This is a genomic window from Pseudomonas sp. 05N434, from assembly GCF_056396965.1.
In genome coordinates, this window is the sequence record NZ_JBFTMK010000955.1 from 1 (window position 1) to 913 (window position 913).

At 58.5% G+C, this 913-nt stretch carries 2 protein-coding genes; both read left to right on the plus strand.

All coding sequences use genetic code 11. The features are described 5' to 3' along the window. Positions 1 to 295 (plus strand): DUF3015 family protein (locus AC1DLB_RS31020; RefSeq protein WP_477786405.1); only part of this gene is annotated, 295 nt, incomplete at its 5' end. 107 nt (positions 296 to 402) lie between these two features. Continuing rightward, on the plus strand, positions 403 to 913 hold a 511-nt coding region (locus AC1DLB_RS31025), incomplete at its 3' end, for a DUF7843 domain-containing protein (protein ID WP_477786406.1).

Here is a 913-nt window from a genome sequence, read left to right on the forward strand (position 1 = left end):
CGGTTGCTCGACCAATGCGGCGCTGACCTATGGCGGCAAATCCTGGATTGCCATGAATGGCATGATGAACGAGCTGTCCGAAGACATGGCTAAAGGTCAGGGCGAAGCGCTGACCACTTACGCCGTGGTACTGGGCGTGGCGCCGGAAGACCGTGCGCACTTCGCCGCCGTGACTCATCAACACTTCCAGCAAATTTTCAGCAAGGCTGACGTGACCGCTGAAGACGTGCATACCAATACCCTGGCCGTATTGAAGAACGATCCTCGTCTGGCTAAGTACGCCACTCAAGCTTAAGCTCGACCCGTCCCGCTCTCTTTGGGGAGCGGGTTTTATTTTTTTGACCCCGGCCCTTTTGGCCTGCCTCTTTGGGTCTTTGTTTCTTTCGACTTAAGTTGCTCACTATGCTCAAACGCCTTGCCTGGCTGGCGCTCTGTGTCTGCGCCCCGCTGTCCGCCGCGCCCCACATCGACAATCAACGTTTGCAGCAACTGGCCAACGACCCCTTCTGGATTTCCCTGGGTCATTACGAAACCGCCAAGCTCGGTGGCTGGCGCAGCTATGTCAGCGACAAGAAATTCTTTCTCGCCTCCGATGGCAACGAACACCCCGACCGCGAACTGGCGGCGACCGTACAGGCGCTGTATGCCCCGGCCAGTGCCGGCGAGCAGCATGCGCAATGCGTCTATCCGGCCCGTACTCGCTGGCTCAAGGCGCAACTTGACCTGACGGATCTGCCGTCGCTGGACTGTGCTGAATTCAAGCAATGGTTCAAGGACGTTTCACCCCACAGTGCGGTGATGATTTTCCCGGCCGCCTACCTGAACAGCCCGTCGTCGATGTTCGGCCATACCTTGCTGCGCATCGATCAGGCCGATGTGCAGCGCGACAAGACCTCGCTGCTCAGTTACGCGA